Genomic DNA, 21,826 nt, shown 5'->3' on the forward strand with positions numbered 1-21,826 from the left:
CGGGTGGTACGATTATTTCTCCTAACACGTACGTTCGGAAATCCCCGAACGATCATAACCAAGCTCATGAGAAAGATAAATTTACTAGACCAGCTGAAAAAAGGATCCTTCCGACTACTCACTCTCGCACTGATGGGGTATGGATTGGTGGGATGCCAAGAGGAAGTTGTAGAAGAGGAAGGGATTCCGCTTCCCGTTCTGACCCTCAAAAAGGAATCTGCGGCACTGGAGTACAAATACCTAGGCTCTATTGAAGGAGTCGAAAACGTACAGATACGACCTCAGGTGGACGGAGTGCTGGAAGAAATCTACGTGGATGAAGGCCAATATGTCAAAAAAGGCCAGCCTCTTTTTAAGATCAACAGCCAGCCTTACATGGAGAACCTCAAAAATGCCCAAGCCAATGTGGAATTGGAAAAGGCAAAACTTCGTAAGGCTCAAACCGAAATCGACAGACTTCGCCCTCTTATAGAAAATGAGGTAATCTCAGAAGTTCGGATGGAAACCACCTTGGCCGACTATGAAGTAGCCAAGTCTTCCCTTGCCAAAGCCGAGTCTGAGGCAGCCAATATGAGAATCAGTCTCAACTTTACCACCATCAAAGCTCCTGTGGACGGCCTGATGGGTAGGATTCCCAAATCCATCGGAAACCTTGTCAAAAAGACAGACGATGAACCGCTGACCATCCTATCCAATGTCCATGAGATCTATGTTTACTTTTCAATGAGTGAGTCTGACTACCTCTACTACGAGCGGATGAAAAAAGACTCCACTTCCAAGAGAATCAACCCGGATGTCAAACTGGTACTGGCCGATGGAAGCGTCTATGACAAAGTAGGAACAGTCGATGCCAGCTCGGGACAGATCAATCGATCTACCGGTTCGATCACTTTGAGGGCACATTTCGATAATCCAGACACACTTCTGAGAACAGGTAATACGGGAAAAATCCTCATGGAGCAGATCTATCCAAATGCCATTTTGATTCCTCAAAGTGCTACGACTACGATTCAGGATAAGCGTTTTGTATTTGTACTCCAGCCGGACAATACCGCCGAAAGGAGAGAAATCATCATCGAAGGCCGGACTGGAGACCAGTTTATTGTTTCGGGAGAAAGCCTGAAATCAGATGACAGAATCGTCACAGCAGGACTGGAGAAAATCTCAGAAGGTGTAAAAATCAAACCAACCGAGCAAGGTCAGCTTCTTTCTCAGAACTAGACCTCAAGCCACCAGCTTCCTTTCAACCCAAAAAAACCAAGAACTGCACCTCCCAACAAGGAGGATAGGAACTCCCATGGTTTTCCTGAAAGCTTTTATTGAAGAAAACTAAATTCAAATGTTAAAAGACATCATCAAAAGGCCGGTTTTAGCCTTGGTCATTTCCATTCTCCTGGTTTTGGCCGGTGCGGCCAGTATGGGAGTTCTCCCCGTGGAGCGTTTTCCGGAAATCGCCCCTCCCAGCGTGAGTGTTCAGGTGTACTATCCAGGTGCCAATGCAGAGACAGTAGCCAACTCCGTACTTCTCCCTCTGGAAGAAGCAATCAATGGTGCCGAAAACATGAGCTATGTCAACTCTACCGCCACCAACTCTGGTCGGGGACGATCCACTGTCTATTTTGAGCCGGGCACAGATCCCAATGTGGCTGCAGTAGAGATCCAAAACAGAATATCCAAGGTCATGGAGCAAATTCCTGCTGAAGTGCGAGAAGCAGGGATTGTCGTACTCAAGCGACTCAAGGGCTCCCTGATGACCATCAATATCTACAGCGAAAACGGTACCTATGACGAAACTTTCCTAAATGCATACACCCGGATGAAAATCCGTCGGGAGCTGAAGCGTGTCGGGGGTATTGCGGAAGCATCTATCCTGAGATCCAGAGATTATGCGATGCGAATCTGGCTCAATCCTGAGAAGCTAGCACTATATGGACTCACTCCAAGGGAAGTTTACACTGAAGTTCGGGATCAAAGTTTCGAGGCTGCTCCGGGGAGATTTGGAGAAAACTCGGAAGAAGTTTTTGAAATTGTCTTGAAGCACAATGGTCGATTCAGCGAACCGGAAGAATACGAAAACCTAGTCATCAAAACCGAAGAGGACGGAGCGCAACTCAAACTGAAAGATGTGGCTCGTCTCGAATTTGGGGCCTCCAACTATGCGAGTGAAAACAAACTCGATGGAAGATCTGCCGTGACGATCGACATCGTCCAGCAGCAGGGAGCCAATGCCGTAGAAATCGACAAAGCTGTCCGCGAGATCATGGAAGAGCAAGCAAAGGCATTCCCAGAGGGCATGAAGTACAACATCTCCTACAGTGTGCGAGATCAGATCGATGAGTCGATGCACCATGTGCAAAAAACACTGATAGAAGCATTTATCCTCGTTTTCTTGGTGGTATTTATCTTCCTTCAAGATTTTCGAGCCACCATCATCACCGCCATTTCCATCCCGGTTTCCTTGGTGGGGACCTTCTTTTTCCTCCAGATGATCGGGGCCACGATGAACGTACTTAGTATGTTTTCCATCGTGCTGGCTATTGGGATTGTGGTCGATGATGCCATCGTGGTGATCGAGGCGATTTATGAAAAAATGCACGAGCAGGGTCTTACCATCATGGAAGCTGTCAACACTGCTTTATCAGAAATCACTGGCGCTATCATTTCCATTACGATTGTGATTGCTGCAGTATTCCTTCCTGCTGGATTCCTGGACGGACCGGTAGGTGTGTTTTACAAGGAATTCGCCTTTACGATCATTTTCGCAGTATTGATCTCGGCGATCAATGCTTTAACTCTCGTGCCGGTACTGAGTGCTTTGATTTTGGGGAAAAAGAAGAAAGACCCCAATACAGAAAAACGAACCCTTTGGACAAGGATCAAAAACTCCAAGCCAGTCCATAAGTTTCAAACTTTCCAGGCCAATTCTTTGAAGAAATTTGATCAGTTCTTTGATCGCTTTACCGCTCAATACATTCGGGCTGTCAGATGGGCAATTGGAAGAAAATGGTGGTCTATCGGAGCCTTGGCTTTAGTCTGTGGTTTCACGTATTTCTTAGCATCCACGACTCCCAAAGGCTTTATCCCTACGGAGGATGACAATTTCTTGATTTTCTCCCTGACTATGCCTGAGGGCTCTTCCCTCAATCGAACCAACCAACTCCTCAGAGAAGCAGATTCTATTCTACACATGGAGCCTGCAGTAGCAAGTGTCAATACCGTGTCGGGATACAATATTGTGGATGATTCAGAAAGTGCCTCAACCGGTCTGGGCTATATCAAACTCAAGAAAATCCAGGATCGCGGTGAAGTATCCGACATAGGCGATGTGGTGAAGCATTTGACCGAAAAACTCAATGTTCTCAATGAAGCCAAAATCAACATGTATCCGCGACCTACTATTCAGGGCTTTGGGAATTTCGATGGGGTTCAGATCGTGCTACAGGATTATTCGGACGGAGATCTGGCCGAGTTCGGGGTTTTGATAAATGAGTTCATCGCAGAGCTTTCTCGACAAGATGCGATCGAAAAGGCCTTTACGTCCTACAACACCAATTTCCCTCAGTATAAAATCGAAATAGACTACGAAAAGGCAAAAGCCCTCGGAGTCTCTGTCAAAGACATGATGTTTACCATCCAGTCCAATTTTGGACGGACCAGAGTCGGTGACTTCAATCGGTTTACAAGACAATACATGGTCTATATGCAGTCGGACATCGAATATCGAGAGACTCCTGAAGCGATCAATTCCATCATGGTCAAAAACAACAAAGGCGAAATGGTGCCTCTGACGTCTTTTGTCCGATTAGAGGACACGTTTGGACCGGAGACAGTTTTCCGGTACAATCTCTACAATGCCGCACGGATCAATATCACACCCGCCAAAGGCTATAGTACCGGAGATGTTATGAATGTGATCGAGGAACTCAGCGAACAAAAGCTGCCGGCCAACTTAGGTTTTGAGTGGACAGGGATGAGTTTGGAAGAGAAAAAATCAGGTTCCGATACCACGATCATCTTTATCATCAGTATCATTCTGACCTACTTTATTCTGGCTGCTCAGTACGAGAGTTTTTGGCTGCCCATGGCCGTCATCCTCTCGCTTCCTGCAGGTATTTTGGGGATTTTCGTTTCGATCAACCTAGTCGGAATCGACAACAATATCTACGTGCAGGTGGGTCTGATCATGCTGATAGGCTTACTGGCCAAAAATGCCATTCTGATCGTGGAGTTTGTCGCTCAAAAAAGAAGAGCAGGTCTTGCCATCTTAGACGCTGTCTTGCAAGCCTGTCAGCAGCGACTCCGACCGATTATGATGACCTCATTCGCCTTTACGGCAGGTTTGGTGCCGCTGATGTTCTCAGTAGGCTCCTCCGCTGAAGGGACTAAATCAGTGAGTATAGGTACCGCCGGAGGGATGATTTTCGGAATTTCCCTCGGATTGATTTTCATCCCTGTGCTCGCCTATGTATTCCAAGACCTTCAAGATCGATTTGCATTAAGTACCTCCACCGAATCCCAAAAATCATGAGATTAATCAAACCTCTATCCTTTTTAGTAGTGATTTTGGCTTTGGCTACCAGCTGCAAAGTCGGGGAAAGCTACACCCGTCCTGACACGCAAGTTCCGGGAGAATTCTATGGAGGAGAAAAACTTCAGGACAGTTTGTTTGTGGGAGAAAAAGAGCTGGGCTCTATCTCTTGGTCTGAGTTTTTCAAAGATTCCACTCTGAATGCCCTGATCGAAGAGGCGTTGGATCACAATTTTGATTTGCAAAAAGCCGCAAAGCAGATAGAGATCTCAAATGAGAGCTTTCTCCAATCCAAAGCCAATTTTCTCCCCAGTCTGGGTTCCAATCCAGCCTCTTTCAGAAGAGAATACTATTCTGAAAACTACAATAATTATGGCTCCAACCGATCCAGACGAAATCATGGAGAGAATGTGCCGACGACACTCTACACAGAAAATCTGGCCTATGCGGTATCCCTACAGACAAGTTGGGAAATCGACATCTGGGGTAAGCTGAGATGGCAAAAAGATGCCGCCCTGGCTAAATACATGCAGACTCAGGAGTTTCAAAAGGCACTGAAAACAGCCATCGTATCGGAAATAGCGAGCACCTACTACAATATGCTCATGCTCCGATCCCAGCTCACGGTGGCAAAGAGAAACTTTGCGCTAAGTGAAAATACACTCAAAGTCGTCAAGCTTCAGTACGATGCAGGGGAAAATACCGCCCTGGCCATCCAGCAGACGGAGTCACAGATGCTGCGTGCCAAGGCATTGATACCTCAACTCGAAAAGGAATATACGCTACAGGAAAATCGTCTCAACAGTCTATTGGGGAAAACACCCGGAGCGATCGCCCTAAGTGGTGTCTTGGAAGATTTGGCATTGGGGGACACCTTCAGCACGGGAGTGCCGCTGGAACTGATCCAAAACCGTCCGGATGTCCTGGCGTCTGAATACAATCTAGTAGCCAGCAATGCTAAAGTCGGCATAGCGCATGCCATGAAGTATCCTTCCTTGACAATCAGTGCAGCCACGGGATTGAACTCTATGCAGTTCAGCACTCTGTTTGATCCGCTAGGTTCTGGTTTTGCGATGCTAAATGGAGCGCTTTTCCAGCCGATTTTCCAAAACAGAAAACTCAAAACGAATCATCGCATCGCTATCAAACAGCGGGAAATTGCCGAATTGGATTTCAAAGAAAAAGTCAATCTCGCCGTCACCGAAGTATCAGATGCACTGGTCAATATGGAAAAACTGCAGGAAGAGTATGAAATCGCCCAGACCCGAATGAGAACCACCACCAAGGGGATGACCAATGCCTTTTTGTTATTTGAAAGTGGCTATGCCAACTACCTGGAAATCATCAATGCTCAGGAGGATGCCCTGCAAAACCAACTCGAAGTGGTTCAGCTTCGCATGCAACTTGCCTTGGCAAAGATCGAGCTTTACAGAAGTCTGGGAGGTGGATGGAGAGAGGTAGAATTGGAGGACTGATGATGCGGGAGGTTTGGAGGTTGGATGCAGGATGTTTTGAAGTGATCAGTCTCAGTGGTCAGTAGGCCAATTGGAAATTGAAAGATTGGAAAATTGGAAAATTAGGTGTGGACTGGAAGTTGGATGTGGGGTGTTTGGTAGTGGGAGGTTGAGCTGTTCGTGATTTGCAATCGCGAACGTATATCCTAGGATTTGCAATCCATTTCAAATCTAGGTTGGAGCTGGAAGAAAGGTGTTGGCTGTTTGGAAGCAGGAAGTTTGGAAGTGGTCAATTGGAAAATTGAAAGATTGTAAAATTGGAAAAATAGGTGGGGCTGGAAGTTGGATGCGGGATGTTGGAAGTGGGAGGTTGAGCTGTTCGTGATTTGCAATCGCGAACGTATATCCTAGGATGTGCAATCCATTTCAAATCCCATTTGAAAAAGGAGGAATTGGCAGAGTTTGTTCGATTTAATAGATTTGCCCTTGAGAAATCAACCCTCTATGAAGTCAATCGCTGCCAAAAAGAAATCCCAAAACATCGCCGAGTACATCCTTTATCTTTATCAGATGGAGGATTTGATTCGCTCCTATCAGGGAAATCTCGAAGAAATCAAACAATATGTAGTCGCCCACTATCCGGTAGAAGAACAGGAAAAATCTGAAATCACATCCTGGTTTGAAGGTCTGATCCAGCGAATGAAGCAGGAAAAAATCATGGAAAATGGGCATCTGGAAGAAACTCAAAAGCTAGTCGATGAACTTTCAAAAATCCATTGGCAGCTTCTCAAATCCGACAAGACTTACTTTGAAAGCTATCAAAAAGCCAAGCCGCATATCGTGCAGGCTGTACTGGATGCAGCCGGGCAGGATCTAGGAAATGAGATTCAGATCTGTCTCAATGGCGTCTATGGACTACTGCTCTGTCGCCTTCTGGGCAAAAAAGTGTCTGACGAGCAACTGAAAACCGCTGAAGCCTTTGGTGAAGTACTGAGCCTACTCAATCTGGTCTATCAGCAGGAAATGATATCTAGAAACTAGCTTGAGTACTACCGGAATCTATATCATAGTCGGCATCGTTGCGCTTTACTTTGTGATCGGTATTGGTTATTTGGTTTTTAAGCTTTCTGGAAAATCAGAAGGAAGGAAAAAAGACTAATTATAATCATCTGATCTCGGGATATAGATCACCCAAATAGTGATCCACATAATATTCTTTTCTACCCTTTTTGATTATAACATCCCTGAAATAAACCTTCCCATCATTAAATTCAATAGGTTGATTTTCAGAAGTAGCTATGAGATGATAATTCTTTAGACCTTTATCAATTGAATAAATTCTATATTCTTTGCCTGTGTCTAAAGCTGAAAAGTAACGGTCCCAATTCCAATCATAAAACACAAATCTAGCCTCTCTTTTATTTTCAAGTTCAGGAAATTGGTATCCCTGCATGGTGGATTTTTCGGAATCATAAATCACAAACCTATTCTTCAAAGGAAGATTAAACAAAAGACCATACCTTGTTTTCGTGACATTATAGGCAAATTGGGTTAGGGTACTAAAAGTTTCTGGGCTTTTACTTGTGTTCCAATAGGTATTATTACTTTCCTCTTCAAATTCTGAATCCTTGTATTCTGCAAATTTTCCAGTTTCCCAATTGTAAACCCAAAAATCTGCAGATTTAATCCACCTCTTCCTGTTGACTTTAAAACCTAATGTCAGGTTTTCTAAATGAAAAAAATCATAGCCATCAAAGTATTTTGGCGGAATATCTGGTTTACCCAATCGAACTTTTTTTTCTAAAACCTCAAATACTCCATTACTAATTTTAGCCTTGGTCGTCCCAAAACCATGAAGGATTGCTAAATCATTTTCCCCTATCTGAAACAAATTTATTAAAGAAATAAACCTCCCGGATTCAAATCTATAATCTTCCAAAAACAACTCATTGATACTTAAGCTATCAATGATCAATCGATTTTCGTTCATTAAGACCAAATCCTTAGGTCGGCTTTCTTGATACCTCAAACCAACCATTTTATTTCCCCCCATCCAGAACAATCTTACCAAATTCACATTCTCATTTCCATAAAACAGATTCTGATCATTTGGAGCTATCTGTCGAACCGAATCTGACTTTTGGGCAAATGAAAAGTTCCAAATAAAAATAAAGAGTAAAAGAAGCTTAAGCCTAAACAAACCTACCATCCTAATCAATTGAATAATAATGATTTAAAGAAAACTCATCATCACTTTCAAGTGATGAAATTTTGGAAATAAAACCGTCACCAAACCCAATTTGATAGGTAAAAAAGTCTTTTGAAAAGGTTTCTGACAATGAATTTACTTCAATCAGATTTAGCTCTTTATCAAAAACCATTACATAGACCTTTTTGGAAACACAATTACCTTCAGAATCAGGATTACATTCTAAAAATATTCGAACGAACTTTTCTTGTTCTTTCACATAGAAGAAATTACCATAATATGAATTTCGATTATTAAACGTTCTAATTCCCTCCGAATCATAATCATCCATATTGTATTCCAAGGGTGCTCCTAATTGAAATTCGGAAATGGTAGCACATTTTTTTTCCAAAAACTCTCCATTCAGATTATAGACATATAGATTGGGATCCATTGAAAAACTTAAGATCACTATTCCATTTACTTCTTCGACAATAGGATGACTTAAATAGAAAGGCAAAAGGGCATTTTCTTCAGATGCATATACCCCTTCATACTTTCCGAATTGATTTTTAAATTCTTTGGTAGACAAATCATATTCGGCAATAGCAGGAAAATCTTTCTTTTCATCGATAAAATACCATTGATCCAATTGTTTCAAAGGAATCAAAAAGCTATTTTTTTCAGATAAATACTTGAAAGTCAATCCAAAACCAAAATATAAACCAAAGTTAGCAAACCCTTCTTTTGGCATTTTCCAAAGGTCTTCCCTATATAGATTGAACGAATCTAAAATTTCACCTTCCTGATTCATTAAATAGATAATTGGAAACTGGAAATCGCTTACAAAAATACTATCAGAGGATACAACTTGAATTCCCGATGGATAGGTAATAAAATTGGGATCAAGTTCAATTTCATCAATAAACTCTCGGTTCTTTAAATCAACTATAAAAACTTTATTTTTTGGTTTTGTAGGTAAAAAATATCCAAGTGTATCCTGAAAAATATATGAAGCAGTCATACCTCCACCAAAATTTGAAGGGGAATTGATATTTAAATCAACTTCAATGGATGGTTTAATATCTTGTAAATCAATATTACAATCCATAAAGTCAACGGTATCGGAATGATTACATGATACCAAAATCAACAGCCAAAGGAATAAAAATCTAAATTCTTTCATATAAGAAGAAAGTGGTACTATTTGAAATAGTACCACATCTTTATTGGTTATTGGTCTCCCGGCTCTTCAATGTCCCCAACCTTACATTGATTAAGCCACCAATGCGTCATACATTCTGCCCCACCATTTGCTAAAGGAACCCAATGCCCTTGATTTCCAAATGGTTCAGCCTCAACTTCTTGAGGGGTTCCAATACTAACTCCAAGCCCCAAAGAACATGCAAACAATCCAAAAATGGATTTTTCAAGGTTTTAAGCCTAAATAACATTTTAATTTAATGCCTGCTTTTTTTCTTTTCAAAATCAAATCGAGCCCCACTAAACACAAATTTATAACTACTTGATTTTCATACTGAAAAATTATTCCATAAACTCCCACACACTTCGATACCCTCCATTTTCTTCAAAATACCCAAGAATGGAATCGAAAAAGGGATTGCTGGCCAAGGTGCTGCTGTCTCCGATCAGCACCAGCTTTCGCTTGGCACGGGTCAATGCCACATTCATCCTTCTCTCATCCGCCAAAAAGCCGATTTCTCCCCGGTCATTGGATCGGGTCAGGGAAATCAACAGCAGATCACGTTCCTGCCCTTGGAAACCATCCACCGTATCGATCGTGATCAGCTCTGCAAAAGCTTTCAAATTGGGATAATCAAAAGATTCAAAAATCAGGTTTCTCAAGTATCGCACTTGGGCAGAATAAGGCGCAATCAATCCAATACTCCATTTGTTTTCCTTGAATTTCCCCACGCCGATTCGCTTGACTAAATCCTCCAAATAGCGACAGGCAAAAGCAGCTTCCTCGGGATTGAATGTACTCAGGCTGTCTTCTTCCTGACGATCTATGTAGCCAGCTCCGGCTGTATCGATCCACTCCAAAATAGGCTCATCCTCAAACCAATGATTCACTGTATTGGGTGCGGCCTGTAGCTCTCCATTATAAAAATAGGCATTGGAAAAGCCCATGATTTGCCTATTCATTCGATACTGGGTTTTCAGCAGCACTGCTGATTCCGGTTTTCTTCGAATGACTTTTTCCATCAAGGTCTCTGCTAGCCCTTCTCGACTGGCTTCGAAAGACTTGATCGTCGGTGGGAGTTGGAGATGATCCCCTGCAAAAACCACCTTCTTAGCTTTGAGGATAGGAATCCACGTAGCAGCCTCCAATCCCTGAGCAGCCTCATCAATAAATACCACATCGAACACCATCCCTTTGAGCTGGACAGAAGAGGCCCCTACCAGCGTACAGGCGATGACTTGGGTCTGCTGAAAAATATCATAGGAAATATACTCTTCCAGTTGCCTTGCTGCGTCCCGAATCCTCCCTACTTCATCAAAGAGCATTTTGCGCTGTCTCCGTTCTTCCGGACCAAAATTCCGTTTGTATTGCTTGGCCAGCTTGAGATACTGGTCGATTTCCTTTCTCAGTTTTTTCAGATCCCGATAGCTGTCGTGCTGGGCTGTTTTGGCATCCAGGGTCTGATTGAGGATTTTCTCTTCCACTCTGGCTGGATGCCCGAGTCGCAAGGTAGAGATCCCCTGATCACATAATTTCTCCACCAGTAGGTCGACAGCTGCATTGCTGGGAGCGCACACCAAAACGGAATTTCTTGCTTCCGCAGCTTCCAAGATGGCCTGGATCAAGGTCGTAGTTTTGCCCGTACCAGGAGGTCCGTGAATGATTGCTACATCTTTTGCTTCTGCGATTTTTTGGCAAGCTTGGTTTTGCGAGGAGTTGAGTTGCTTTTTCTCCTCTCTGGATTTGGAGGTAAACTGGGGAGACTGCTCTCCCAGCAGCAATTCCTTGAACTCTTTGATACGGGGAATATCCGCTTTGATCACCTGCTTAAGCGCATACTCCATCTCTCGGTAGCTCGCCTCATCAAAAAGCAGATCGACACCCAGCCTACTTCCCTCCATCCACTCCGGCAGTTCATCCGATTGCAGCGTCACGACCATGCTCTCTTTTCTCACGGTATTGATCACACCATTGACACGAAAATCAGTGGATTGATAGCCTTCCTGATTGGTAAAAAAAGAAACGGACTTGCCGGACTGAAAGGAAGAGGGCTGATGATGATCCAGCTTTTCTATCTCGACGAGTAGCCGCTCTCCCATGCCTATTTTGACTTTTTTCACCTGCACAGGATACCAAGTGATTCCCTCCTGTTTTCGGGCCTGAAGAGCTGTATTCAAAAACTTCTTTTTGTACTGGGCCAAATCCTCCTGCCACTCCTGCTTCAAAAGTTTCAGACCTTTCTTTAATTCCTCCGTGACTTTGTCCATCAATCCGTATTTTAGGCGAAACTAAGCAAAAGTAACCGAGTATTCCCTTATGAATTTTTTGGCACATGCATATCTCTCTTTTGGACAGGAAAAAATCCTGGTCGGCAATTTCATCGCAGATTTTGTCAAAGGAAAACAAATCAATGACTACGAAGACGGGATTATGCTGGGGATTTTACTGCATCGGGAGATAGACTATTTCACAGATTCTCACGCATTGGTCAGGGAAAGTCAGACCTTATTGCGCCCAAAATTTGGGCACTACAGTTCGGTGATTACGGATATTTTCTTTGATTACTTTCTTTCCAAACATTGGAAGCGCTACTCCGATATTCCAAGAACAGTCTTCATAGATCATACTTTTGAGATCTTGGATGCTTACAGTGACATATTCCCAGATCGCTTTGCAGGTATGTACCATTGGATGAGAAAGGACAACTGGTTGGCCGGCTATGCAGAGGTAGAAGGAATCCGACAAACGCTGACAGGGATGTCCCGCCGAACCAAATTTGACTCACATATGGAAGAGGCTCACCTGGCTCTGCTAGACCATGAATCGGAATTTGACCGGATTTTTCTGGCTTTTTTCGAAGAATTGGAGACTTTTGCGAGACTAAAACTGAAAGAAATACAACAGGCACATGGTCGTCATTAAACCCAAAGGGTCCACTTACTTTTCACTGGGCATCATCGTCGTAGCCCTTCTGGCAGGATTAATCCTGATTTTGAGAGACTTTGCCTACAAGGGAAGTTTTGGATTTTGGTTTTATCTGATCGCGGCGACGCTGATCACTTTGGTTTTGCTGATGCTTTTGGTCAAGATGCTGGCAGGATTTCGTTTTATCACAGCTGGCAGGGATCAGATCATCATCAAGATGCCGCTGAGGGGCTTTCATAAAGCCTATCCCGTTACAGATATTTTGGCTTGGGAGGAAGAAGTCGTATTGGCCAATAAGAAAGAGTTTAAACAATTGACGGTGGCATTTGCAGATCAGCAGTCTATCTCTGTGTCCAATCATGAGCACGAAGCCTATAGCGATTTGGTAAAGTATCTGATCAAAAAAGCGCCGAAGCAACGCATCAAAAGCAAAAAAGCCTGATTGCTCAGGCTTTTGAAATTACTTCTGGTTTCTGAAGTTTTTATCGTATAGATCGATACTTTCCCGGATGATTCTCAGGGCATCTTCTTTACCCAAGAAGTCTTCCACTTTCACTTCTTTATTTTCCAGTTTTTTATAGTCTTCGAAGAATCTGTGAATTTCCTTCATCAAGTGAGGAGGAAGTTCGTCGATATCATTGATATAATTGACAGACTGATCACCTGCAGCCACGGCGATGATCTTATCATCAGCCTCACCACCATCGACCATGCGCATCACACCGATCACTTTGGCCTCTACCAGACACATGGAAGGGATATCGATCTGAGAAATAATCAAGATATCCAATGGATCATGATCCTCACAAAAGGTCTGAGGGATAAATCCGTAATTGGCAGGATAGTGAACGGCAGAGAAAAGAACTCTGTCCAGCATCAGCATTCCTGACTTTTTATGCAATTCGTATTTGCCTTTACTTCCTTTGGGAATCTCAACCACTCCCATCACTACTTCAGGAGATTCTTTCCCGATATTGACATCATGCCAAGGATTAATCATAGCTTTTCTTTTTGTTTATAAAAAGTGTGGGCGCAAAGATAAGAGTTCCCTCATTAAATGCCCACATGGATTGTTTTATTTCAAGGATGGCAAGAGCACGCTAAAGGTGGTGCCTTGATGTAGCTCTGACTGCAACTCAATCGTACCGCCCAGCTGCTCGACCGCTTCTTTGACCATATATAGTCCCAGGCCTGTACCTACATTTTTCTGGGTGGCTCGGGTGAAGAGGTTGAACACCTCAGGATGGTGCTTGGTATCTATTCCGATTCCATTATCCGATAGGATGATACTCGCTTTCCCATCTTCCACTACTACTGTCAGTGTGATTTTCTTTTCAGGTGACTCTCTCTTTTGGAACTGTACTGAATTGCTAAACAAATTATTGAGAATCACACGGATCTTGGATTCGTCAGAATAAAAGATATCCTCTTGCTTCACATCGACTTCCAATTGAAAATGTTGCAAATCCCACTTGGCCCTATAGGCTTCCAACTGCTGCCCGATCAAATCCGCAAACCTAATCTCGGCAATTTTATGCTCTATCTTGGTGGAGCGATAAAAATCCAACATTTTATAGATGAAGTCATCCAATTTGGTGGTAGCAGAGTCAATCATTTCAAAATACTCCAAGGTCTCAGGATCTTTGACCTCCATTTTTGCCAATTTGGAAACACCAGAAATACTCATCAATGGGCCTCTCAACTCATGGGAAAGACTATATACAAACTGATTCATCTCTGAGTGGAGCTTTTTCAACTTCAGGTTTTTCTCCTTCAGCTCTCTTCTCATAAAGAAAATATCTGCTGCATTTTTGATGGAGTTTTTGATCTGCTCGATATTCCAGGGCTTGTCTATGAATCGGTAGACTTCCCCTTTGTTGATCGCATCGATCACTGATGCGATATCGGAATATCCTGTCAAAAGGATCCGGATAGGATCCGGATTGATCTCAATAAGCTTTTCAAAAAACTCTGTCCCGGTCATACCAGGCATGCGCTGATCGGCGATCACGACATGGACTTCTTCCTCTTGGGCCAGCTTCAGCCCTTCTTCTGCATCTATCGCCGTAAAAACTTTAAAATCCTTGCGAAGCGATGCCCTAAAAGACTTTAGGTTGTTGTCCTCATCATCGATATAGAGTACATGAATTTGGCTATTCATATTTGGCTGTACTTTGATAAACAGGTAGCGTTATGATAAAAGTGGTGCCTTGACCTTCTTCGGTCTCGACCTCCATGGTGCCTTTATGGTTTTCAATAATAGAATAAACTATCGAAAGCCCCAAACCCGTTCCTTTACCAACGGACTTGGTGGTGAAAAACGGTTCAAAAATCCGCTGTTTTACATGATCCGGCATCCCTGGGCCATTATCTTCTATTTCGATCACTACTTCCTCGCCCAGGGATTTGGTACGAAGAGTGATTTTAGGATCTGCGATCTGATCCAAATGATCCGTGAGAGCATGTACGGCATTGTTGATGATATTCATGAAGACCTGATTGATCTTGCCAGCCAGACACTCTACCATAGGCAGTTCGCCAAACTCCCGGACAATTCTGATCTTACCGGGAATGGAGCTATTCAGTAGGATGATGGTGCTATTGATGCCGTCATGCAAATCTACTTTTTTGACATCCTGCTCGTCTACACGTGAGAAAAGCCGAAGACCTTTGACAATCTCAACAGTTCGCTTTGCCCCTTCATCCATTCCTTTGAGGAGCTGATCTACCTCATCCAACACATAGTCCAGCTCCAGCTCCTCTTCCAGGTCTTTCGCTTTTTTCTTGGACTCATCGGTAAATTCCGTTTTGCCTGTCTCTCGATAAAACTCAATGATCTCCATGATATCTGCGATATCCCGTTTGAGTGGAGTCACATTGGAGCTCACAAAGTTGATCGGGTTATTGATCTCATGGGCGATACCTGCCGTCAATTGACCTAATGAAGCCATTTTTTCCTGATTGACCAGCTGACTTTGGGTGTTTTGAAGATTGCGCAATGCCTGCTCCAACTCATCCGTTCTCAGCTTCACTTTCTCTTCAAGCAAGACATTCTGCTCTTTGACGAGCTGTTCATTTTCTTTCAAAGCATGCAGCTTTTCAGCTTGCTCTCTTTCTTTCTCTTTCTTCAGGATATTGATCTTATCAGCCAAAGCAAAAGCCAACAATATCGTCTCAAATGTGACCCCTATCGTAAACACGTAATTTGTGAAGAAATTATGCGGAAGGAAATTGAGATATCGCAGCAAGAAGACCACCATACTTCCAATCAATAAGGAGAAGGCGAAAAGAAAGAATTTGGCAGGTCTATAGCCTTTTCTCAAGCTGAAAATTGATATTGCCAGCAGGTAAAAAGACACAAAGCCAAGCATGCTCTGCATCATCCGGATATTGATCTGACCGATTCCGAAATCGACAAAGAAGGTAATCAGGATCAAAAAGTAAAGAACCAAAACAGCGACACCTATCTGGTAGACTCGCTTATTGAGGTTTTTGATATTCAAGAACTTCAGGGAATAAAATATCCCAGTCATAGATACCAAAATGGTGGTGATATAAAATGCGCGCTCTTTGAGGAAAACACTATCCGGCCAGAAGTAAGCATCTATGTACCCGCCCAAAACTCCTTGATTGAGGCCTTCCAGTAAAATATAGAGAATATAAATCCCATAGAGATAATCTCTGGTCGATGACCACAAAAAGAGATTGTAGAAAAACATCGCCAACACAATCCCAAAATAAACCCCAAACAAGACATTCTTTTGGTCCAGTTTGAGTTCAAAAGCTGAATCCGCCTCATGATTGATTCCGATCGGGACGACGATATTCCCCAAACTTTTCACCTTGATGTAGTAGGTCAGGCTTTCATTGACAGGGATGTGATCTTGATTGAAAAGCGAATTGAATTCATTTTTGGTATAATTAACCCGACCGAGCTTAGACAAAAGTCTACCATTCTCGCCATATACCTCAATCTCATTCAACATCGGATTTTCGAAAGAAATGCGAAGCTCCCTTTCTTCAGCGTATTTCTGATCTAAGATTATTTTGATGAGATAAACTGAATCACTGTATCCCAAAAAAAGATTGGGATCATCTACCTCGGTCCAGGTAGAGACTTCCAAACTCGCCGGATCTAATTCCTCCACAGAATCGGCGATGGTGAGATATCCTATGTATTCATAATCTTCGACTGTCCGATGCTTGCATGAAAAACACAGGACGGCTGCCAAAATAACTAATACGACTGTTCTGATCATTCTAAAAAAGATGTGTACTCCAATGTAACTTGTCTGTTTCTGTAGACCTCCTCGATGATCAGAGATCTATTGTTTCTGATTCTAAAAATCGGCTCACGATGCTCTTCGGCTGTCATCGGTAAGTTGACGACATCATGAAGTTTCATCGCAGTAGCGATCAGGTCCAATTTAGGATAATAAAAGGTACCATTGTTGCCCACCTCGGATAAAATTTCATATCCGATCTCCAATCCCAATTTCACAGTGGTAGGTGCAAAAAGCGCATAAAGCGAATTGAGGCCGATTTTGGGAGCCAAAGCCAAACAGGCTTTCACCATAAATATAGCTCCGATACCCAATCCCGTGATTTTCCGGGAATTCCATAGCCCACATACCTCACCTGTACCTGCATCAAGATCTTTGGCGATCACCTCCCTGATAGAGCTATCCAAATCCTGAATCGCCTCAACCATAGGAAGCGGGGATATTTCGTTTGCCTTGTGAATTCGTGCTCCTCCGTAGATTTGACCATCTTCGCTGGACTCTACGATCACGACAATTACGTCCGGATTTTGTGCCCAAGAATTGTTCGCAGAAGTGACTTTCTTGACACCTATGCTCTCGAGCACCTGGCGATGTCCTTCTATAAACATCTCACACCGATCCGGATAATCTACAGCCTTAAACGCAATCAATTTGTACATATCCTACAGAACTATAAGGCTTTCCCAAACATCTCTTCTATAAGAACGCATACTCGGTTCGTCTGCTTTATTGAGCCGGATCATAAAAATCTCATTCCTTTGATTGTCTTTATTGAAAATCTGGTTTAAATCTTTTTTCAACTCCAAAATCCCAGCCTTTTCTTCTTTAGTAAAACCACTCTCTTCTTCATTTTCCACTCGGTGAAATATAAATAAAGAAGCTGAAATTGGCTGAACACTGATCCCCAGCAAATTGGCTTGAAGCCAGATACGCTGCAAAGTCATCCCTGCCTTCAGAATGGAAACAGGATCATATTGTTCACTTTGGATCATCAGCACAGCTGATGAAGTCAGCACTGTATCATCCGATATTTTGGAAAGGCCAAAGCCTAAATCTTGCTTTCTAAAAAACTCCACCGTACCCGGGTCTCTCACAAGCCCCATAGCGGCTCGTGCTGATGGATCCATTTCAAGTGTGGCGATATCGATGCCATCTCCGGTACTTTTAGCCTCCTCATCGGACCATCGGATCTCATTCATAAAATCACTATATCCCTGCTCATGCAGCAATCGATAGCGATCCATCCCGCCGATGACTTTGGCCAAAAGCTTAAGTTCTGTATCACTGGAAATCAACTCAAGTTCAATCCCACTTTCTGATGCCCCGATAGATGTCAGTAGCTCCAAATCTTCTTGTTTGAGTGCGACCTTCGGACCATTTTTTCTATTGGTACAGCGCAATGGGATCGCTTCTGTAAGCGATGCAAACGGCACTTTCAAACTTTGGGATGACTTGGAAAGAAACCGTACCTGAGCGATGTAATCTTGGTCAAATTCAGTGATTTTGAAATCAATCTCCAATTCAAGCCCCATGTCAGCACCTGCCAATCGAATAGTCTCGAGCGCAGCGCCAAATGCCAAAAGCGAACCAGAACTCTTATAATCAAGAAGCGAATGACTCAATACTTTATCTTCAAACAGATGAAGTACCCCCTTCTGATCCATGATCCACTTCCAAGGCTGACAGTTTCCTCCTGATGGCGCCAAATTGGCCAATCGAATCAATTGCTCCAGCTCAATCTTATCCAGTTTATAGGGTGATTCTAGGCTTGATTCAGGCAATTGAACTGCTGACCAATCCCGAGTAACCGGCTGATTGGAAGAATCGGAATTTCTAGTTGCTTTTGGTACAGGGACAAGCTCATCTAAGTCTACATAATACCTTCCCGACTGAACGGACTCTCCCAGCAGAAACTTTCGTGCCACATGCCCTACAGAAGCTCCTCCCAAAAATACTGCTGAGGCCAGTTGAGGCCAGGAAGTAATACTTTGAGTCACCTCCAGAAGTGACGCTTTCATTCGGGTAGAAAGCGTATCTTCTCCCGTAATTTTGAGCACCATAGGTACTTTTTGCTTATTGGTCAGATTGGAAAGTGACTGCACATTGACTTCTCCCAAATAACCATGAAAAAGCGGCCTATTTGGCTCTATGTCGTATCTTTCTATATCCAGCATTCCTCTATCTGATGTTTCCATCATGAGAGAAACCTTTTTTGATCGGGCTTTTTCTCGGAGGAGTACTTTGATATCCAAACTATCGCACTCGTCTACGATCAAGTCGAGCATCCCTCCCTTTTCAAAAAAGTCATCAATCGATTCCTTTGTAATTCCCTCTCTGTACAAGGTCAATTTAAGATAAGGATCAAGTTCGGAGATTTCCCGAGCAGCTATGACCACCTTCTCTGTACCCAGGCTGGTCACTCCAGCTCTCAGTCTATTGAGATTGCTCAGCTCCAATGTGTCAAAATCAGCGAGGCGTAATTCTCCGCAGCTTCTTTCCAAAGCCATGACCAACGCAATACTTTGACCTACAGAAAGTCCTACAATACCGACCTTTTTTTGCGCCAGCTCTGCTTGCTCCTGAGGTGTTATTTTATAGTTATTGCGCAGCGTCCTTACTTTGACAAACTCCTCCTCTGGAAGGAGATGAACAATGCTATATTTCCATGGGTAGTAGACCCAGTTGCCATAGTCTTCACGATTGGTGGTACCAAAAAATTCATCCAACTTTTCAGTCAGTTGTTCCTGGGTGAAGTTTGTGCCCGGCTCTGCAGCCTTGACGAGATCGACCGCCTGATTATCAATCTGATCCACCACAGTAATCTGCGGATCATCTATCAAACCTTTTATTTTTTCCTTATCGATGGGATTGGTCGGATCAAGGATGAGCGGGTATACTTGATCTACCAAAGCGGATTTGGCAGGAATAAGCATTTTAAAAGAAAGACAATAGGGTGATTTGTCTTGTAAAGTTAGTTTTTATTTTATACCACAAATGAAAAATCCCAATATTTTGTTAAAAATCACAGCAAAATATAACTCCTTGTCGGTTAATCCACTATTAGAAATTGTTTGTTTTTGAGAAAAAAAATACAATTATTTGAATCGTAATTAGAATATTCCAAGTTGGTACCTCCATGGATACTGAAAAAGCAGATAAAATAAGGATCTTGTATGTAGATGATGAAGAGAACAATCTTCAAGCATTTAAGGCTACATTTCGTCGTGATTATAAGATATTTATCGCTATATCTGCCAAAGAAGGACGAGAAATCCTCGAGAAAGAGGAAGTTGATATCATCATCACTGATCAGCGCATGCCGGAGCAGACCGGCGTGGAGTTTCTTGAATCCATCATCCCCATTCACCCAGATCCGATCCGGGTATTATTGACGGGCTACACCGATATCCAGGCAGTGATCGATGCGATCAACAAAGGCCAGGTGTATCATTACCTCACCAAGCCTTGGGAGGAAGATTATCTGCGGACTGTCATCAAAAATGCCTTTGAGATCTATACATTGAGAAAAGAAAATGAAAAACTGACGCAAGCGCTTATCAAAGCCAATGATCAGTTGGAGTTTCTCTTGCGCCAAAACCTACTCTCTTAATAGCGCGCTGCTAATAGCAGTTGCAGTTCTTTGTGGGCAATGTCGAATTTCCTACCCAAATAGGCATTTGTCAAGCTTCCTCTATAGGTGTACACTCCCCGTAAAAACCAGCGGTAGGTAAATATCATTTCCTCTGGTCCTCCTAGGTCTGCCATCTGGAGAATAATCGGTGTAAAGATATTGCTTAGGGAATAAGAGGCTGTTCGAGACACTCTAGAGGCAATATTTGGCACACAATAGTGAATGATGTCATGCACCTGATAGACAGGATCGCTATGACTGCTCATCTTGGCAGTTTCGATACAGCCCCCTTGATCGATTCCCACATCGATGATGATACTTCCATGCATCATGTTGGCTACCATTTCTTCACTGACTACTACTTTATTACGTCCTTTTTCTGCTCGCAAAGCACCGATCACCACATCTGCTTCTGAGAGTGCCTGTGTCAAAGTGAGATTATCGATGGTAGACGTATAGATCTGCTGACCAAGCAGTTGCTTTAGTCTTCGTAATTTATAGATGTGGTTATCAAAAACCTTGATATTGGCTCCCAGACCAAGGGCCGTACGAGCGGCATATTCAGCAACAGTACCTGCTCCGATGATGACTACTTGCGTGGGCGGCACTCCAGTCACTCCCCCCATGATTAGTCCTTTGCCATCATTGACGCTGGAGAGGTACTCGGCAGCGACTAGCATCACAGTGCTTCCGGCTATTTCAGACATAGCCCGTACCACTGGCATTCCTCCTACCTTATCTTCCAAATATTCGAAAGCTACCGCAGTGATTTTCTTAGTATTCAAAGCTTCGATAAACTCTCGATTTTGCTTGCCTATCTGCAAGGCTGAGATCAGACACGCCCCCACATTCATAGAGCTGATTTCTTCCAGACTTGGAGCATCTACTTTTAGTACTATATCTGTTTCAAAAGCTTCTTTGGCAGAGTACACGACTTTGGCGCCTGCATCTGAGTAATCCTGATCGGTAAACTTGGAAGCTAATCCAGCCGATGTCTCGACGACTACATGGATGCCATTATTGGTCAGAAGACCAACGGCCTCCGGAGTCAGCACCACTCTTTTTTCCTCTTCAGATTTTTCTTTTGGGATTCCGATACTCAACTCCTCCCCTCTTTTTTTGGTTTTGACGGGAGATTCTTTGGGGATCAGCCCTACTGCGGCTAATTGATCGATCTCAGGCGACATTCGAGTAATATTGAAGTGTAATCTTTCTACTTGAGGCAGTATTATACTCAATTTTTATCAATAAAAATTGATCGGGGATCAAGCCTCCCAAATTTTCGGCCCATTCCATCCAACAATAATTGCCACTATAAAAATACTCTTCTATTCCGATATCCAAGGCTTCACTCGGATCATCCATTCTGTAAAAATCAAAATGATAGATCGTCTCGGCAGCTACAGTATCATACTGATTGACTATTCCGAATGTAGGACTGCTCATGCTATCTGTGACTCCCAGCTTTTTGCCAAGCTCCTTGATTAGGGTAGTTTTGCCTGCCCCCATTTCCCCTTGGAATACCCACAGTTTCTCTTCTCCTGCCTGCTCCAGTACCCACTCGGCGATGGATTCTATCTCTGACAATTCATAAATTTTACTTTGCACCAGCT

17 protein-coding genes and 1 pseudogene are annotated in these 21,826 nt (G+C 43.1%); 7 read left to right on the forward strand and 11 right to left on the reverse strand.

Annotated elements, in window-relative coordinates; all coding sequences use genetic code 11:
* Window positions 1–66 precede the first annotated feature (66 nt).
* The 4 genes from G460_RS0107035 to G460_RS0107060 all read left to right on the forward strand — a co-directional run bounded on the left by G460_RS0107035 (window position 67) and on the right by G460_RS0107060 (window position 7,023).
* The gene (locus tag G460_RS0107035; RefSeq protein ID WP_026954691.1) at window positions 67–1,221 is read left to right on the forward strand and encodes an efflux RND transporter periplasmic adaptor subunit; all 1,155 of its coding nucleotides are present in this window, start codon (window positions 67–69) and stop codon (window positions 1,219–1,221) included.
* A 118-nt stretch (window positions 1,222–1,339) separates the two neighbouring features.
* On the forward strand, window positions 1,340–4,528 hold the full coding sequence (locus G460_RS0107045) for an efflux RND transporter permease subunit (protein WP_026954692.1): 3,189 nt from the start codon (window positions 1,340–1,342) through the stop codon (window positions 4,526–4,528).
* Window positions 4,525–6,003 carry an efflux transporter outer membrane subunit gene (locus G460_RS0107050; protein ID WP_026954693.1) on the forward strand — a complete coding sequence of 493 codons (1,479 nt, stop codon included), beginning with the start codon at window positions 4,525–4,527 and terminating at the stop codon, window positions 6,001–6,003. The genes G460_RS0107045 and G460_RS0107050 overlap by 4 nt, the downstream gene beginning before the upstream one ends.
* Before the next feature lie 483 nt (window positions 6,004–6,486).
* On the forward strand, window positions 6,487–7,023 hold the full coding sequence (locus G460_RS0107060; protein ID WP_026954694.1) for a DUF4924 family protein: 537 nt from the start codon (window positions 6,487–6,489) through the stop codon (window positions 7,021–7,023).
* Window positions 7,024–7,147: 124 nt separating this feature from the next.
* On the opposite strand, the gene G460_RS0107065 is transcribed toward G460_RS0107060, so the two are convergent.
* The 3 genes from G460_RS0107065 to G460_RS0107080 form a co-directional block, all read right to left on the reverse strand.
* Window positions 7,148–8,035 (reverse strand): hypothetical protein, encoded by an 888-nt coding sequence (locus tag G460_RS0107065; RefSeq protein ID WP_157366882.1) that lies wholly within the window; start codon window positions 8,033–8,035, stop codon window positions 7,148–7,150.
* A 157-nt stretch (window positions 8,036–8,192) separates the two neighbouring features.
* Window positions 8,193–9,356 carry a DUF4221 family protein gene (locus G460_RS0107070; RefSeq protein WP_026954696.1) on the reverse strand — a complete coding sequence of 388 codons (1,164 nt, stop codon included), beginning with the start codon at window positions 9,354–9,356 and terminating at the stop codon, window positions 8,193–8,195.
* Window positions 9,357–9,715: 359 nt separating this feature from the next.
* Window positions 9,716–11,641 (reverse strand): IGHMBP2 family helicase, encoded by a 1,926-nt coding sequence (locus G460_RS0107080; RefSeq protein ID WP_026954697.1) that lies wholly within the window; start codon window positions 11,639–11,641, stop codon window positions 9,716–9,718.
* A gap of 49 nt (window positions 11,642–11,690) precedes the next feature.
* On the opposite strand from G460_RS0107080, the gene G460_RS0107085 reads away from it, so the two are divergent.
* Complete coding sequence (locus G460_RS0107085; RefSeq protein ID WP_026954698.1) at window positions 11,691–12,296, forward strand: acyl carrier protein phosphodiesterase; 606 nt, start codon at window positions 11,691–11,693, stop codon at window positions 12,294–12,296.
* Entirely contained in the window at window positions 12,283–12,741 is a 459-nt protein-coding gene (locus tag G460_RS0107090; RefSeq protein ID WP_026954699.1) for a hypothetical protein, read from the forward strand. The genes G460_RS0107085 and G460_RS0107090 overlap by 14 nt, the downstream gene beginning before the upstream one ends.
* Window positions 12,742–12,759: 18 nt before the next feature.
* Here the strand turns inward: G460_RS0107090 and G460_RS0107095 are convergent, their stop codons facing one another.
* The 6 genes and pseudogenes from G460_RS0107095 to G460_RS21590 all read right to left on the reverse strand — a co-directional run bounded on the left by G460_RS0107095 (window position 12,760) and on the right by G460_RS21590 (window position 19,515).
* Complete coding sequence (locus tag G460_RS0107095; RefSeq protein ID WP_026954700.1) at window positions 12,760–13,299, reverse strand: inorganic diphosphatase; 540 nt, start codon at window positions 13,297–13,299, stop codon at window positions 12,760–12,762.
* Between the two features lie 75 nt (window positions 13,300–13,374).
* On the reverse strand, window positions 13,375–13,737 hold the full coding sequence (locus tag G460_RS23520) for a sensor histidine kinase (RefSeq protein ID WP_425393928.1): 363 nt from the start codon (window positions 13,735–13,737) through the stop codon (window positions 13,375–13,377).
* A gap of 123 nt (window positions 13,738–13,860) precedes the next feature.
* A pseudogene (locus G460_RS23525) lies at window positions 13,861–14,460 on the reverse strand (response regulator); the annotation flags it as partial.
* On the reverse strand, window positions 14,453–16,558 hold the full coding sequence (locus G460_RS21580; protein WP_051315955.1) for a sensor histidine kinase: 2,106 nt from the start codon (window positions 16,556–16,558) through the stop codon (window positions 14,453–14,455). The gene G460_RS21580 and the pseudogene G460_RS23525, both read right to left, overlap by 8 nt.
* Window positions 16,555–17,241, reverse strand: coding sequence for a hypothetical protein (locus tag G460_RS21585; protein ID WP_035464080.1), 687 nt, complete (start codon window positions 17,239–17,241; stop codon window positions 16,555–16,557). Before G460_RS21585 ends, G460_RS21580 begins: the two co-directional genes overlap by 4 nt.
* 3 nt (window positions 17,242–17,244) lie before the next feature.
* Window positions 17,245–19,515 (reverse strand): Rv1355c family protein, encoded by a 2,271-nt coding sequence (locus tag G460_RS21590; protein ID WP_051315956.1) that lies wholly within the window; start codon window positions 19,513–19,515, stop codon window positions 17,245–17,247.
* A 203-nt stretch (window positions 19,516–19,718) separates the two neighbouring features.
* Here G460_RS21590 and G460_RS0107120 point away from each other — a divergent pair, with 203 nt between their 5' ends.
* Window positions 19,719–20,192, forward strand: coding sequence for a response regulator (locus tag G460_RS0107120; RefSeq protein WP_026954702.1), 474 nt, complete (start codon window positions 19,719–19,721; stop codon window positions 20,190–20,192).
* Here the strand turns inward: G460_RS0107120 and G460_RS0107125 are convergent.
* Together G460_RS0107125 and tsaE are read right to left on the reverse strand one after the other, a co-directional pair.
* The gene (locus G460_RS0107125) at window positions 20,189–21,400 is read right to left on the reverse strand and encodes an alanine dehydrogenase (RefSeq protein ID WP_051315957.1); all 1,212 of its coding nucleotides are present in this window, start codon (window positions 21,398–21,400) and stop codon (window positions 20,189–20,191) included. The two genes, G460_RS0107120 and G460_RS0107125, sit on opposite strands and share 4 nt — an antisense overlap.
* Entirely contained in the window at window positions 21,390–21,821 is a 432-nt protein-coding gene (tsaE, locus tag G460_RS0107130) for a tRNA (adenosine(37)-N6)-threonylcarbamoyltransferase complex ATPase subunit type 1 TsaE (protein ID WP_342667603.1), read from the reverse strand. Before tsaE ends, G460_RS0107125 begins: the two co-directional genes overlap by 11 nt.
* Window positions 21,822–21,826 lie beyond the last annotated feature (5 nt).

It is taken from the genome of Algoriphagus vanfongensis DSM 17529 (assembly GCF_000429465.1).
In the GTDB taxonomy this organism is placed as follows: Bacteria; Bacteroidota; Bacteroidia; order Cytophagales; family Cyclobacteriaceae; genus Algoriphagus; species Algoriphagus vanfongensis.